General features: G+C 33.4%; 15 protein-coding genes. 4 read left to right on the forward strand and 11 right to left on the reverse strand.

Annotation, left to right across the window (positions count from 1 at the left end; all coding sequences use genetic code 11):
- Window positions 1-53: 53 nt before the first annotated feature.
- The 6 genes from QE431_RS00200 to QE431_RS00225 form a co-directional block, all read right to left on the reverse strand.
- Window positions 54-1,004: a DUF3078 domain-containing protein gene (locus QE431_RS00200; RefSeq protein WP_307291469.1), complete on the reverse strand. Its 951-nt coding sequence runs from the start codon at window positions 1,002-1,004 to the stop codon at window positions 54-56.
- Between the two features lie 77 nt (window positions 1,005-1,081).
- Window positions 1,082-1,591, reverse strand: coding sequence for a DUF2480 family protein (locus QE431_RS00205; RefSeq protein WP_057115616.1), 510 nt, complete (start codon window positions 1,589-1,591; stop codon window positions 1,082-1,084).
- An 85-nt stretch (window positions 1,592-1,676) separates the two neighbouring features.
- Entirely contained in the window at window positions 1,677-2,000 is a 324-nt protein-coding gene (locus QE431_RS00210) for an SUF system Fe-S cluster assembly protein (protein WP_134138925.1), read from the reverse strand.
- Between the two features lie 82 nt (window positions 2,001-2,082).
- Window positions 2,083-2,508: a SufE family protein gene (locus tag QE431_RS00215; RefSeq protein WP_057115618.1), complete on the reverse strand. Its 426-nt coding sequence runs from the start codon at window positions 2,506-2,508 to the stop codon at window positions 2,083-2,085.
- 2 nt (window positions 2,509-2,510) lie between these two features.
- Window positions 2,511-2,936 carry a hypothetical protein gene (locus QE431_RS00220; RefSeq protein WP_281867117.1) on the reverse strand — a complete coding sequence of 142 codons (426 nt, stop codon included), beginning with the start codon at window positions 2,934-2,936 and terminating at the stop codon, window positions 2,511-2,513.
- Between the two features lie 15 nt (window positions 2,937-2,951).
- Window positions 2,952-4,166, reverse strand: coding sequence for an aminotransferase class V-fold PLP-dependent enzyme (locus tag QE431_RS00225; protein ID WP_307291473.1), 1,215 nt, complete (start codon window positions 4,164-4,166; stop codon window positions 2,952-2,954).
- Between the two features lie 217 nt (window positions 4,167-4,383).
- Here QE431_RS00225 and QE431_RS00230 point away from each other — a divergent pair, with 217 nt between their 5' ends.
- Together QE431_RS00230 and QE431_RS00235 are read left to right on the forward strand one after the other, a co-directional pair.
- A complete protein-coding gene (locus tag QE431_RS00230) occupies window positions 4,384-5,733 on the forward strand; it encodes a serine hydrolase (protein WP_307291474.1) in 1,350 nt (449 codons plus the stop codon).
- A 9-nt stretch (window positions 5,734-5,742) separates the two neighbouring features.
- On the forward strand, window positions 5,743-5,919 hold the full coding sequence (locus QE431_RS00235; protein WP_157848498.1) for a hypothetical protein: 177 nt from the start codon (window positions 5,743-5,745) through the stop codon (window positions 5,917-5,919).
- Window positions 5,920-6,025: 106 nt separating this feature from the next.
- Here the strand turns inward: QE431_RS00235 and sufD are convergent, their stop codons facing one another.
- The 5 genes from sufD to QE431_RS00260 form a co-directional block, all read right to left on the reverse strand.
- Entirely contained in the window at window positions 6,026-7,342 is a 1,317-nt protein-coding gene (gene sufD, locus QE431_RS00240) for a Fe-S cluster assembly protein SufD (RefSeq protein ID WP_134138935.1), read from the reverse strand.
- A gap of 47 nt (window positions 7,343-7,389) precedes the next feature.
- The gene (locus QE431_RS00245) at window positions 7,390-7,779 is read right to left on the reverse strand and encodes a four helix bundle protein (protein ID WP_194567777.1); all 390 of its coding nucleotides are present in this window, start codon (window positions 7,777-7,779) and stop codon (window positions 7,390-7,392) included.
- Window positions 7,780-7,860: 81 nt separating this feature from the next.
- Window positions 7,861-8,607, reverse strand: a complete 747-nt coding sequence (sufC, locus tag QE431_RS00250; RefSeq protein WP_179000722.1) for a Fe-S cluster assembly ATPase SufC — start codon at window positions 8,605-8,607, stop codon at window positions 7,861-7,863.
- 166 nt (window positions 8,608-8,773) lie between these two features.
- The gene (gene sufB / locus QE431_RS00255; protein ID WP_071635885.1) at window positions 8,774-10,222 is read right to left on the reverse strand and encodes a Fe-S cluster assembly protein SufB; all 1,449 of its coding nucleotides are present in this window, start codon (window positions 10,220-10,222) and stop codon (window positions 8,774-8,776) included.
- An 84-nt stretch (window positions 10,223-10,306) separates the two neighbouring features.
- Window positions 10,307-10,636 (reverse strand): iron-sulfur cluster assembly accessory protein, encoded by a 330-nt coding sequence (locus tag QE431_RS00260; protein WP_012023267.1) that lies wholly within the window; start codon window positions 10,634-10,636, stop codon window positions 10,307-10,309.
- Window positions 10,637-10,969: 333 nt separating this feature from the next.
- On the opposite strand from QE431_RS00260, the gene QE431_RS00265 reads away from it, so the two are divergent.
- Together QE431_RS00265 and QE431_RS00270 are read left to right on the forward strand one after the other, a co-directional pair.
- Complete coding sequence (locus QE431_RS00265; RefSeq protein WP_307291486.1) at window positions 10,970-11,884, forward strand: hypothetical protein; 915 nt, start codon at window positions 10,970-10,972, stop codon at window positions 11,882-11,884.
- A gap of 73 nt (window positions 11,885-11,957) precedes the next feature.
- The gene (locus tag QE431_RS00270) at window positions 11,958-12,815 is read left to right on the forward strand and encodes an MBL fold metallo-hydrolase (RefSeq protein ID WP_307291488.1); all 858 of its coding nucleotides are present in this window, start codon (window positions 11,958-11,960) and stop codon (window positions 12,813-12,815) included.
- Window positions 12,816-12,825 lie beyond the last annotated feature (10 nt).

Below are 12,825 nucleotides of genomic sequence, written 5' to 3' on the forward strand. Positions count from 1 at the left end.
GCTTTGAAAAAACTTTGCCCTCTTTGCGGTAAAATATAATAAGACTTTATAGATTAAAATCCGAAGTTAACTCCTAAACCAAATACTTCTCGAGTTTGGAGACCTTCAAAAGCGTTATCATCGTAAATTGCTTGGAATGCTAAGTTAGCAGATAAGAATTTGTTTATTTTCATTATGATATTCAAAGAATAATTGATATCAACATTTTGAGGATCTTCTAAATAATTAGAGTATAAATTCAATGTGTTTTCTGCAGTTACATTGGTCATAATAGCCAATTTGTAATAAAGTGAAGCATAAAAACCTAGTTCATAGCGCATCGTTTTGCCTTCGTCAACTCCAAAATAATCGCCATCTACATAAGGCAGACCTGTAAATCTATCAATTCCGCTTGTATAAGCATTGTCTACAAAAGTGAATTTTGAAGTAAGCGGTGCAAAATTTATTTTCAGATTTTCATCTTTAGACCAATAAATACCAGGTCCAGTAGTTAGATATCCAGGTGACATGAATTTAGTCTGCTCAGTTCTAATTTCTTTTCCGTTAGCATCCTGACCATAAATATAACCCGTTGTAAATTGCGTTCTAAAGTTTAAAAAGAAAGAGTAGTACCACTCGCCAAAAGCTCTTTTCCCTACAATTGAATTAAACTCTAATCGGTCATCGGTTTTTTTTCCGAAGTCGGTATTTTTAGTTTGTAAAAGTCCGTAAGAAGCAAGGATTTTATTATCCCAGGTTACATCGTCTTTTTTATAATTAAAGTCATAGTTTATTCCTAAAGTTCCAGAAAAACTATCTTCACCACCAGCGATCCAGTTGTTGAAGCTTGATTGGTTTAACAAAAGAGATACTGTTCCTTTTGCTTTCCAGCCTTCTCCTTCAATAGTATCATTAATTTTTTTTACTGCTTTTTCGGTATTCTGAATTAATTCTTTTTCTGAATTTTGTGCCTGAACAATAGCAAAGTTCGCTAAAATGCATAGTAATAACGCCAGCTTTCTCATGGTTGTTTAGTTTAAGTGTATTATCAAATATACTAAAAACCAATTGAAACTAGATAATTATCGCTTGTAATTGCAGGTTATTTCTTAGATTCTTTGTATAAAGGTACTGCAGAGCATGCTTCGCCATACATTATGCTGCGAGCAAATGGCTGTAAATAATTTGCAGCTAAAATATAAGCACGCATAGGAACGGGTTTTCTAGAACATCCTTTTACAATTACGGGTTTGCTTTTGTAAACAGAATAATCAATTTTACTTAAAATCTCTTCGTAAAGACTTGCATCTAGATCTTCGATTGTTCCGTTAACTACTTTTTTGGCATACGGAGCTAAATGAACACTCACTAAAATTAATGCCCAAGCTGGAATAATAGCATCTGTACTGCAATGTACAGCAACATATTGATCCTGATATTGCGACCAATCATGATTTTTTAGGTGCTCTCTAAAGTCTTTTTCTTTCAATAAAAATCCTTCCAAAAGCCATTGCGAAATGTCAATTTGCACACGCATTCCTTTTGGATAATAATCCTCTAAATCAAAAACTTCTAAAGCACTATTGGCAACTTTATTGATAATTTCTTCCATGTGAAAAGTTAGTTTCAAGTTTGAGGTTTCAAGTTCCAAGTTGAGTAACCTGAAACTTTAAACCTGAAACCTGAAACAAATATTTTTAAAGCATTCCTAATTCTAATTTCGCTTCTTCGCTCATTAAATCTTTACTCCAAGGTGGATCAAAAGTAATTTCTACTTCAACATCTTTAATGTGCTCGATTGTTTTTACTTTCTCTTCAACTTCGCGTGGTAAGCTTTCTGCAACTGGGCAGTTTGGAGATGTAAGTGTCATTAGGATTTTTACTTCGTAATCTGTATTTACCATTACGTCATAAATTAATCCTAACTCGTAAATATCAACAGGGATCTCAGGATCGTAAATTCCTTTTAAAATTTTTACGATTGATTCTCCTAATTCGTTTGTGTCTATTTCTTGTTCCATTGTTTTTGTTTTTTTGCCACGAATTTCACAAATTTCCCGAATTAAAATTTGTGTTAATTCGTGAAATTCGTGGCAGAAGAATTTAATTTTTATTTTTTGAATCAAATGCCAAAGCGTACATTTTGATGTTTTTAATCATCGAAACTAATCCGTTTGCGCGTGTTGCTGATAAATGCTCTTTTAAGCCGATTTCATCAATAAAATCGACATCAGCTTCAAGAATATCTTTTGCTTTTTGATTAGAGAAAGCACGAATTAAAATTGCAATTATTCCTTTAGTCAAAATAGCATCACTGTCTGCCGTGAAAACAATTTTATCGTCTTGTTCTTCACCTTGTAACCAAACTTTTGACTGGCATCCTTTAATTAAATTCTCATCGGTTTTATATTCTTCTTTAATCAGCGGAAGCGTTTTTCCGAGCTCGATGATGTATTCATAACGCTGCATCCAGTCGTCGAACATTGAGAATTCATCTATTATTTCGTTTTGTATTTCTTTTATTGTCATAATTATTCTTTAACAAAATCAACTAATAAATTTACTAGTTTTTCGATTTCTTTAGGAGGAAAACCATTGTCGAAACCTTGTGTTTCATAGATTTTTCCATCTTTTGTAATTTTTAAATTTCCTATTGCAGCGCCATCGTATGTGCGTTTGTCAGTTGGTGCTTTTAAAGAGGAAAGATTGTCTAAATTAACTTTAGAAAATGCAGTAACAATTTCGTTCCATTTTGCATCATCAATATTAATTTGCACAGGTTCAGCATTACGTGCTGTAGTAACCAAAACCGATTTGTTTTGTGCTACGATAGTTTTGTAATAACCTCTTGAGTGCGCAGAATATTCAATTTGTGTTGAAGTCATATCTGTTTTTTTTTGACTGCAGCATCCAGTTGCAATAAAAAGCGTTAAAAGCAATAAAGACAATATTCTCATAAAAATAGTTTTTTTTTAGCTTAGCATTGTTTGTGCTTTTTTAACGGCATCAACCATTAAATCAATTTCTTCTTTAGTATTATAAAAAGAGAAAGAAGCACGAATTGTTCCAGGAATACAGAAGAAACTCATAATTGGCTGTGCACAATGATGTCCGGTTCTAACAGCAATTCCTAATTTGTCTATAATTGAACCAATATCATACGGATGAATTCCATCAATATTAAACGAAACTACAGATGCTTTATTTTTCCCCGTTCCGTAGATTCTCAAACCTTCTATTTCAGATAAACGTTTTGTGGCGTATTCCAAAAGTTCGTGTTCGTACTCTTGAATATTTTCTAAACCAATAGTATTCAAATAATCAATTGCAGTTCCAAGAACAATTCCGCCGGCAATGTTTGGCGTACCTGCTTCAAATTTATGAGGCAAATCTGCGTAAGTAGTTTTCTCGAAAGTAACTTCTTTGATCATTTCGCCGCCGCCTTGATAAGGAGGAAGTTTGTTTAACCATTCTTCTTTTCCGTATAAAATTCCAGTTCCGGTTGGACCGCACATTTTATGCCCTGAAAAAGCATAGAAATCGCAATCCAATTCTTGAACATCTGGTTTTAAATGCGGAACTGCCTGAGCACCGTCAATTAAAACAGCGGCACCAACAGAGTGCGCTTTATCAATTATATATTTTATCGGATTAATGATTCCAAGTGCATTTGAAATATGGTTAAGTGTAACCACCTTTGTTTTTTCCGAAAGCAAAGCATCAAACTCTTCTAGAATTAATTCTCCGTTTTCATTAATTGGAATTACTTTTAAAACCGCCCCTGTTTTTTCACACAACATCTGCCAAGGCACAATATTACTGTGATGTTCCAATGACGAAACAATTACTTCGTCACCTGGTTTTAAAATTGAAGCAAAACCATTGGTTACTAAATTAATACCATGAGTTGTTCCCGAAGTAAAAAGTACTTCATGAGCATGTTTTGCGTTTATATGTTCTTTTACTTTGCCACGAGAAATCTCGTAAGCGTCAGTAGCTAACTGGCTTAAAGTGTGAACGCCACGGTGAATATTGGCGTTAATTTCTTGATAATATTTTACTTCCGCATCGATCACAACTTGTGGTTTTTGCGAAGTAGCTCCGTTGTCGAAATATACTAAAGGTTTTCCGTTAACTTTTTGGTTAAGAATTGGAAAATCAGCTCTTATTTTTTGAATATCTAGCATGTCTTATTTAGAAAAAATCTATTTACAAAAGTACTAAAACTAAATTTGTTTATACAGGAATTCTATAATTTCCTTTTATGGCATCATTGTTACAAGGCGTAAATGCTGATTCTGTAAAAATCTGTTGACTTTTCTGAATTATCTGAATCAGATTTATAATTTGACTCCTAAAAACGTGAACATAAATTATTTATATTGCAATAAAAATAACGTATCAATGAAAAAATTTCTCAAAGTACTTCTGCTTGTAGTTGTTCTGGCTTTTTTATATTTCGGATTTACAACTTATCCAAAATTAGATTTGATTTCGGGTTTTTCTGCCAAGAGTATTGCATCAGGACATTTTATAGATAATCGTTCGAAAGAATTAATTGAAAAAACCGACAATGATATCGACATGATTGATTTGGCAACGAATGCAATTGATGATGCAGGAAAATTTGCAACTTCAAATGTTTATGGTTTAAAAGAAAGAAAAGCGATTTACAGAGAAGGTTTAGGTGCTGTTTTGATTAATGATGATTTTGATGTTTCGAAACCGTATCTGCTGCCAAAGAGAACCAAATTGGTTAATAATCTTCCTTTTCCTTACGGTAATAAGGAGCCAAAAGATACCGCATTTTCGAATATTGATTATTCCAAATTAAAAAAAGCGGTTGATAATGCTTTTGATAAACCTAGTGGCGGAACAAAAAGAACCCGCGCCGTTGTAGTTTTATATAAAGACAAATTAATTGCCGAGAAATACGATAAAGGTTTTAATAAAGACAGCAAAATTTTAGGTTGGTCGATGACAAAAAGTATCACAAGTTCGGCTTTTGGTGTTTTGGCAAAACAAGGAAAAATCGATATTTACAAACCGGCACCAGTTAAAGAATGGCAAAATGACGAACGCAAAAATATTACGCTTAACGATTTGCTTCACATGAATTCTGGTTTAGAATGGGAGGAGAACTATAGCACCATTTGTGATGCTACAAAGATGCTTTTTCAGGCGGAAGATATGGGAAAAGTGCAATTGGAAAAACCGTCGCAGTTTAAACCCAATACACATTGGAATTATTCTTCTGGAACAACCAATTTATTATCCCTGATTTTAAGAAGACAATTTAAAACGCAGCAAGAATATCTTGATTTTTGGTACAGCGCTGTAATCGACAAAATCGGAATGAACTCGATGATTGTCGAGCAGGATATGTCTGGAACTTTCGTTGGTTCTTCGTACGGATGGGCAACGCCACGCGACTGGTCTAAATTTGGATTGTTATATCTAAGAAAAGGAAACTGGAACGGCGAACAAATCCTTGACGAAAGCTGGGTAAAATATACTGCAACTCCAACGAATACTTCTGAGGGAAAATACGGTGCGCAATTTTGGCTGAACGCGGGAGGGAAATTTCCAGATGTGCCTCGTGATATGTTTTATTGCAGCGGTTATCAAGGACAAATGGTGGCAATTATTCCGTCTCTGGATATGGTTGTGGTGAGAATGGGAGTAAGAGAAGGTGATAAAAGTTTCGACTTTAATGGGTTTTTGAAGGAGGTAATTGAGAGTGTGAAGAAGTAAACAATAGTTATGATAAAAAACAAAGTTTTACAATCGGTTTTAATGATAATTGGAGGTTGGTTCTCAATCGGCTTAGGTTATTCTACTAATCTAGGTTATTCGATAATAAATACATTTTGTTTTTTAGGAGGTATTGTATTGTTTTTTATTGGAATTATAATGTTTGTTTTAGCAGTAAGAGATTAAAAAAATTTAATCGCAAACGCCAAGTAAAAAGCGCAAAGTTCGCAAATTTTATATAAAAAACTTTGCGAACTTTGCATAACCTTTGTGTCTTTGCGGTAAAACCTGACTACAAATCAAATCCTAAATTCACGCCCAATTTCATGGCAATGATTTTAGTAATTCTTTGTTTTAATTCAGGTATTTTGATGCTTTCGATAACGGCATTTGAGAATGCGTACATCAATAAAGCTTTTGCTTCTTTTTTCGGTATTCCGCGAGACTGCATGTAGAACATTGCTGTTTCATCCAATTGTCCAACAGTACATCCGTGAGAACATTTTACGTCATCCGCAAAAATCTCTAATTGTGGTTTTGCATTGATAGTTGCTTTATCACTCAATAAAATGTTGTTGCTTTTTTGGAAAGCGTTTGTTTTTTGAGCTTCTTTTTCTACCAAAACTTTTCCGTTGAAAACTCCTGTTGAGCGATCAGAAAAAATTCCTTTATAATCTTGGAAACTTTCGCAGTTTGGAGTTGCGTGGTTTACCAAAGTATAATGGTCAACGTGCTGCTTATCATTTAAGATAGAAATTCCGTTAAGCGTACTTGTCAATCTTTCTCCAAAATGGTAAAAATTTAAGTTGTTACGAGTTAGATTTCCTCCAAACGAAAATGTATGAACAGAAGCGTGACTTTCTTGTTGCTGAGAAACATAAGTGTTGTCAACTAAGTTAGCTTCGCTATTATCATTTTGAATTTTGTAATAGTCAACAATCGCACGTTTTTGAGCAAAAATCTCAGTAACAGAATTTGTTAAAACTGGATTTTCATTCAAACTTTGGTGGCGCTCGATAATTTGAACATGTGAATTTTCACCCACAATAACCAAGTTTCTTGGCTGAACCATTAACGCAGCTTCATTTCCTGTTGAGAAATACATAATTTCAATTGGTTTGTCAGCTACTTTTTTCTGTGGGATATTGATAAAAGCACCTTCAATTGCAAAAGCTGTATTCAATGAAGTCAAGCTGTCATCTTTACTTGCTATTTTATTGAAGTAAGTATCAATAACCATTTTGTATTTTGGTTTGGTCAATGCCGATGACATCAAACAAACATCGATTCCGTCGTGAGTTGTAGAAGATAAATGTGAACTAAAAACACCATCAATAAACACTAATTTATAAGTGTCAATTTCGTGTAAAAAGTATTTTTTTACCTGATTAAATTCGATTGCATTTTCCTGCTTAGGAAAAACCGTAAAGTCATTTTTTAAGATGGCATTTAGCGATGTATATTTCCAAGCTTCTTCTTTTTTGGTTGGGAAACCTTTATTTTCGAAGTTTTTTAAAGCATTTGTGCGTATGTCGTGTAAATCTGAATGTACATCGACACGCTCTTCAAAAGCCATAAAAGACGATACTAATTTTTCTTTTAAATCCATTGTTCTTTTGTTTCCTTCGGTGTTTCAGGTTTCAAGTTTCAGGTTGCCTATTGAAACTTATTCCCCTTGAAATCTTTTTTATTTAGGTAAGTGATAAAGTTTTTTATTTTACCGCTTAAATTTTCATAATCCTTTTTTAAAGCTTCGAATTTTTCTTCTGAAATATATTCAAAATCAAAAACCCGATATAACTGAGATCTTGTTTCTCCCGCCGAGCCTTTTGCAATTGATAAAAATTGTCGAAATTCTAAATTTCCATCTCTTTCAAATCCTTCAGCAATATTATCCATTACTGAGCCAGAAGAACTTTTGATTTGATTTTTAAACCTAAGATCAGATCTTAACTCTGTTTCAACTGAAATAAAATGTATTTCTTTTGCTAATCGGCGAGCCTCTTTCCAAATTTCTAAATCCTCAAATCTATTAATTGTGGCCATTTCTGTTTTTATTGTTTTAAGTTAAAACTTACAAATATAGTTTGTAACTTGAAACTAAAAAAACATGAAACCTGAAACAAATTAGTTTTCTGCTTTAATCCAGTCGTATCCTTTTTCTTCCAATTCGTAAGCCAATTCTTTTCCTCCAGATTTTACAATTCTTCCGTTGTAAAGAACGTGAACGAAATCTGGAACGATATAGTCTAACAAACGTTGGTAGTGAGTAATAACGATAATTGCGTTTTTGTCGCTTTTCAATTTGTTAACTCCGTTTGCAACGATTCTTAAAGCATCGATATCAAGACCAGAATCGGTTTCGTCAAGGATGGCTAATTTTGGCTCTAACATTGCCATTTGAAAAATTTCGTTTCTTTTTTTCTCTCCTCCAGAAAAACCTTCGTTTAAAGAACGAGATAAGAATTTACGGTCGATTTCTAATAATTCAGATTTCTCACGAATTACTTTCAACATTTCATTTGCAGGCATTTCTTCCTGACCGTTTGCTTTACGAGTTTCGTTGATAGCAGTTTTCATAAAGTTAGTTACACTAACTCCTGGAATTTCTACCGGATATTGGAAAGAAAGAAAAACTCCTTTGTGCGCTCTTTCTTCTGGAGCTAAATCACCAAGATCTTCTCCGTCAAGAATTACCTCTCCGTCTGTAACTTCGTAGTTTTCGTTTCCTGCAATAACAGCAGAAAGTGTACTTTTTCCAGAACCGTTTGGTCCCATAATAGCGTGAACTTCTCCAGCTTTAACTTCTATATTAATTCCTTTAAGGATTTCTTTATCACCAATTGAGGCGTGAAGGTTTTTTATACTTAACATGTTATTTTTATTTAAAGTTTAAAGTTTCAAATTCTTAGTTTTAAGAAATGCTACTTTAAAATCTTTTTTTGTTTAAACTATTTATTTTTCAATTTAGGTTTTGTGAAAAGTTTCTATTTTAAGGATCAAAGCATTTGTAAAACTTGAAACCTGAAACTTTAAACTTTTATCCCACAGATCCTTCTAAAGAAATCTCTAATAATTTTTGAGCTTCTACAGCAAATTCCATTGGAAGCTTATTCAATACATCTTTACTGAAACCGTTTACAATTAAGGCAATCGCTTTTTCAGTTGGAATACCTCTTTGGTTGCAGTAAAAAACTTGATCTTCTCCAATTTTACTTGTAGTTGCTTCGTGCTCGATTTTTGCTGATGGATTTTTACTTTCGATATAAGGGAAAGTATGCGCACCGCAATTGTTACCCATTAACAATGAGTCACACTGCGAAAAGTTTCTTGCATTCTCTGCTCTTGGAGAGATTTGCACTAAACCACGGTAACTGTTTTGTGATTTTCCAGCAGAAATACCTTTAGAAATAATAGTCGATTTAGTATTTTTCCCTAAATGGATCATTTTAGTTCCAGTATCTGCTTGTTGGTAATTATTCGTAACGGCGATTGAATAAAATTCTCCTACTGAGTTATCTCCTTTAAGTACACAAGAAGGATATTTCCAAGTTACAGCAGAACCAGTTTCAACTTGTGTCCAAGAAATTTTAGCGTTTGTTTCGCATAAACCTCTTTTGGTTACGAAGTTGTAAACCCCGCCTTTTCCTTCTTTGTTTCCAGGGAACCAGTTTTGAACAGTAGAATATTTAATTTCAGCATCATCCAAAGCAATTAATTCAACTACAGCAGCGTGCAATTGGTTTTCATCACGGCTTGGAGCTGTACATCCTTCAAGATATGAAACATAACTTCCTTCATCTGCAATGACAAGAGTTCTTTCGAATTGTCCTGTTCCTGCTTGATTGATTCTGAAGTAAGTAGAAAGTTCCATTGGACAACGAACGCCTTTTGGAATATAGCAGAAACTTCCATCAGAGAAAACCGCTGAGTTTAATGCTGCATAGAAGTTGTCTTTTTGAGGTACAACAGTCCCTAAATATTTTTTTACTAATTCAGGATGTTCTTTAATAGCTTCAGAAATCGGACAGAAAATAATTCCTTTTTCAGCCAAAGTTTTCTTGAAAGTTGTTGCTACAGAAACAGAATCGACCACAATATCCATTGCGACATTGTTCATCATTTTTTGTTCATCAACAGAAATTCCTAACTTTTTGTACATCTCTAAAAGTTCTGGATCAACATCATCCAAAGTTTTATTAGGATCTACTTGTTTTGGAGCTGAATAATAAGAAATTGCCTGAAAGTCTGGTTTTTCGTAATTTACGTTTGCCCATTCTGGCTCGATCATTTCTTTCCAAGCACGGAAAGCCTCGATGCGCCATTCGGTCATCCATTCAGGTTCTTCTTTTTTAAGCGAAATAGCTCTAACAATCTCTTCGTTTAAGCCAATAGGGAAAGTCTCAGATTCTATATTGGTATAAAATCCGTACTCATATTCTTTTGTTTCCAGTTCGATTTTTAAATCGTCTTCGGTGTATTTGCTCATTATTTTTTTATTGTCTAAATAGTTTTAAAGTCTAAAGTTCGAAAGTCATTTTAAGTCCTTACGACTTGCGACTTTCAGCTTTGACTAAAGAGAGAATGATTCTCCGCAGCCACAAGTTCTGCTTGCATTTGGATTATTGAAAACAAATCCTTTTCCGTTTAATCCGCCAGAAAATTCTAAAATTGTTCCAGCTAAATATAGAAATGATTTTTTTTCAACAGCAATTTGGATATCATTGTCTACGAATATTTTGTCATCTTCTCCTTTGGTTTTGTCAAATTTTAAATCATAAGACAAGCCAGAGCATCCACCGCTTTTTACGCCTACTCTTACGTAGTCGCTTGCGGCGTCAAAACCATCGTCAGTCATCAAGTCGATGATTTTCTTTTTGGCAGTATCAGAAACTTTTATCATTGTTCTTAGATGTTTGTTTTTAATAAGCATTTCTTGTCTGTAATTAATTTAGTACAGATTTAAAGCGCTAATTTTCAATGTTAAATAGAAATTATCTGCAAAGATACGACTTAAAAACCTTTTTCCATAACGGTTCACATTATTATAACAAATGTGAAAATAGATATTAGTTATTTTGATAAAATCAACCTGAAAAAAAGGCACTAGAATCCGAATAATTCAATTTTATGATTTTAAATTGAATTTATCACCTGTAAATGTTAAAAAACAAGTATTTATACTCAATTCCAACCCACGCTTTATTGGTACTTTTGCAATAAATTGTGAGTAATTATGAAAAAACAACAGAAGAATAATTGGGTAAAAATCTTTTTTGCAGTATTTTTTGTTTTTGGAGTAGGTGCTGCAGTACTAGTTTTTAGCAATGAGTCTGATAAAAATGAAAATAAGGTTAAAAAAGAAAGTACTTCCAAAATTCCATTTGTTAATACAGAAAACACGGAACAAAAAAATATTTTAGATTCTCTAAATACACTCAAGGCTGCGTACGATATTGCAATTTTAGAAAAAACGGCGCTATCTCAAGAGTTGGAGCTAGAGCGTAAGAATGTTGAGAATTTAATGGAAATCATTAAGGCTTCTCAAAATCCATCTGCTGCTCAAATTAAAATATTTAGAAATCAACTTTCAGATTTGAATTCTTCTTTAGAAGGAAAAGTGTTAGAAATTAAGAAATTGAAATCTCAGAATAAAAATTTATTGACAGAAATTGAAAGTCAGAATGTTGTAATGTACAACCAAAAAGCAGAAAATGACACACTTATTTCTAAACAAAAGAAATTAGAGTCTACCTTAAAAGATGCATCAAAACTTTCTCTAAGTAATTTTAAAGTAATTGCTCTGCGCGAAAAAAGCTCGGGAGCAGAACTGGAAACTACAAAGGCAAAAAGCACAAAAAAACTTAAAGCTATTTTTACTGTTAATGGAAATGCTGTTGCAAAAACAGGAAAAAGAATCTTTTACATTCAAGTACTCGACCAGAAGAATAATGTTTTGGGTGATAATAAATTGATTGAATTTGGAAATGATAAAGCTTTGGTATATAGTTTTATTGTGAGCACAGATTTTCAGGGTAAATCGGTAAATGTGTATGGAATTCTAAATGACCAGTTTAAAAAAGGAACCTATTTTGTCAATTTCTTCGACAAGCAGGAAATAATGGGAAGCGCTTCGATTACCTTAGAATAAGCGTTTTTTAAAAATAAATTGTAGTAAAAGGATTTTGTATTTGCTAGCTTTGTTCTTTTACAAAATCAAACTCATGAAACTTTACCCAATCGAATCTGGAAATTTTAAATTAGATGGCGGTGCTATGTTTGGTGTTGTTCCAAAGACAATATGGAACAAAACAAATCCTGCTGACCCTAATAATCTCATTGATATTGCCGCACGCTGTTTATTGATCGAAGACGGAAATCGTTTGATTTTAATTGATACAGGAATGGGCGATAAGCAGTCTGAAAAGTTTTTTGGGTATTATTCGCTTTGGGGATCTCATTCTATAGATAAATCTCTAGCCAAATATGGTTTTAACCGAGATGATATTACAGATGTTTTTATGACACATCTTCATTTTGATCATTGCGGCGGAAGCGTTCAGTGGAATTCGGATAAAACAGGATATGAACCAGCTTTTAAAAATGCAAAATTCTGGACAAATGAAAATCATTGGGAGTGGGCTACAAAACCAAATCCAAGAGAAAAAGCGTCTTTTTTATCTGAAAATATTCTACCAATGCAGGAGAGCGGACAATTGAATTTCATCGAAAGACGAGAAACCGATTTTGGATTTTCAAAAGAAATGGGCTTTGAAATTTTCTACGTAGACGGCCACACCGAAAAACAAATGATTCCTTATATCAAATACCAAGATAAAACAATCGTTTTTTGTGCCGATTTATTAGCGACTGCCGGACACATTCCACTTCCTTATGTTATGGGCTACGATACAAGACCTTTGCTAACAATGCCTGAAAAATCAAAATTCTTGAATTTGGCAGCAGACCAAAATCATTATTTGTTTTTAGAGCACGATGCTCATAATCAAATTATAACGGTCGAACATACCGAAAAAGGAGTTCGATTAAAAGAGGTTTTTACCTGCGAGGAGATTTTTTAAGATAGAAATT

The organism is Flavobacterium sp. SORGH_AS_0622 (assembly GCF_030818825.1).
Lineage (GTDB): Bacteria > Bacteroidota > Bacteroidia > Flavobacteriales > Flavobacteriaceae > Flavobacterium.

Coding starts and splice junctions, on each gene's coding strand:
- QE431_RS00230 (WP_307291474.1), top strand. CDS start 4,384: ATGAAAAAATTTCTCAAAGTACTTCTGCTTGTAGTTGTTCTGGCTTTT.
- QE431_RS00210 (WP_134138925.1), bottom strand. CDS start 2,000: ATGGAACAAGAAATAGACACAAACGAATTAGGAGAATCAATCGTAAAA.
- QE431_RS00245 (WP_194567777.1), bottom strand. CDS start 7,779: ATGGCCACAATTAATAGATTTGAGGATTTAGAAATTTGGAAAGAGGCT.
- QE431_RS00235 (WP_157848498.1), top strand. CDS start 5,743: ATGATAAAAAACAAAGTTTTACAATCGGTTTTAATGATAATTGGAGGT.
- QE431_RS00225 (WP_307291473.1), bottom strand. CDS start 4,166: ATGCTAGATATTCAAAAAATAAGAGCTGATTTTCCAATTCTTAACCAA.
- QE431_RS00220 (WP_281867117.1), bottom strand. CDS start 2,936: ATGAGAATATTGTCTTTATTGCTTTTAACGCTTTTTATTGCAACTGGA.
- sufD (WP_134138935.1), bottom strand. CDS start 7,342: ATGGATTTAAAAGAAAAATTAGTATCGTCTTTTATGGCTTTTGAAGAG.
- QE431_RS00270 (WP_307291488.1), top strand. CDS start 11,958: ATGAAACTTTACCCAATCGAATCTGGAAATTTTAAATTAGATGGCGGT.
- sufC (WP_179000722.1), bottom strand. CDS start 8,607: ATGTTAAGTATAAAAAACCTTCACGCCTCAATTGGTGATAAAGAAATC.
- QE431_RS00205 (WP_057115616.1), bottom strand. CDS start 1,591: ATGGAAGAAATTATCAATAAAGTTGCCAATAGTGCTTTAGAAGTTTTT.
- QE431_RS00215 (WP_057115618.1), bottom strand. CDS start 2,508: ATGACAATAAAAGAAATACAAAACGAAATAATAGATGAATTCTCAATG.
- QE431_RS00260 (WP_012023267.1), bottom strand. CDS start 10,636: ATGATAAAAGTTTCTGATACTGCCAAAAAGAAAATCATCGACTTGATG.
- sufB (WP_071635885.1), bottom strand. CDS start 10,222: ATGAGCAAATACACCGAAGACGATTTAAAAATCGAACTGGAAACAAAA.
- QE431_RS00265 (WP_307291486.1), top strand. CDS start 10,970: ATGAAAAAACAACAGAAGAATAATTGGGTAAAAATCTTTTTTGCAGTA.
- QE431_RS00200 (WP_307291469.1), bottom strand. CDS start 1,004: ATGAGAAAGCTGGCGTTATTACTATGCATTTTAGCGAACTTTGCTATT.